A 934-nucleotide genomic window follows, 5' to 3' on the forward strand; every position below is an offset into this window, starting at 1 on the left:
CTAGGCCGTGTTGCTAAACCCATTGGAGGGTGGCTGCGAGGCTGAGCCCGGCGTGGAAGTTCCGGGCAGTCTTGTCTGATCGGGCCGCGATTCCGCGCCACTGCTTGAGCTTGTTGAAGCAGCGCTCGACGGCGTTACGGCCTTTGTAGCGTCGTTTCTGATCGCGCCCGAAGTCGATCGGCCGGCCGGGCTTCTTGCGACGGTGCGCGATCTGGTCGTCGCGTTCAGGAATGGTCGTAGCGATTCCTCGCTGGCGTAGCCAGGCTCGGTTCTTCTTCGACGGGTAGCCCTTGTCGGCGATAACCCGTTCCGGACGGGTCCTGGGGCGTCCTTTCGCGCCGACGACACGGATCTCGTCGATCGTGTCGGGGAGCATGCTCGTGTCGGCGACCTGTCCTCCCGTGAGGACGAACGCCAGGGTTCTCCCCTTTCCGTCGCAGACGAGGTGGATCTTGGTCGTCAACCCGCCTCGAGAGCGACCGATCGAGTGATCAGGCGGTTCCTCGCCGTACTTCTTGTAGTTCGGCGGATCTCCCTGTGGTTCGGGGAAGGGTCGCGCCGTGCTGATGCACGCGCACGATCGTGGAGTCGATCGAAGTCACCCAGTCCAACTCTCCACGCTGATGCGTGAGGGACTGCACCGCCTCCAGCACCCGAGTCCAGACGCCCTGCTCGGCCCACCGGTTGAAGTTCTTGTAGATCGTGTTCCAGTTCCCGAACCGCTCGGGCACCTCCCGCCACAGCGATCCCGTCCGGAACCGCCACGCCGTCGCCTCGGCCACCGCGCGACGGTCGACCGGCGGACGGCCAGTCGTGCCCACGGCCGGAAACAATGGGCCGATCACAGCCCAATCATCATCAGAGATCTCCACACGCGCCACGAACACAAGGATCACCCACGTGCCCACGAGCACCCTTTAGCAACACGGCCTAG

General features: G+C 64.3%; 1 pseudogene. It reads right to left on the reverse strand.

The window, feature by feature from the left end:
• Positions 1 to 13 precede the first annotated feature (13 nt).
• Positions 14 to 914, reverse strand: a pseudogene (locus NQ707_RS10430) (IS5 family transposase).
• Positions 915 to 934: the final 20 nt, after the last annotated feature.

Source organism: Rothia sp. BD8 (genome assembly GCF_044878465.1).
Classification (GTDB): domain Bacteria; phylum Actinomycetota; class Actinomycetes; order Actinomycetales; family Micrococcaceae; genus Rothia; species Rothia kristinae.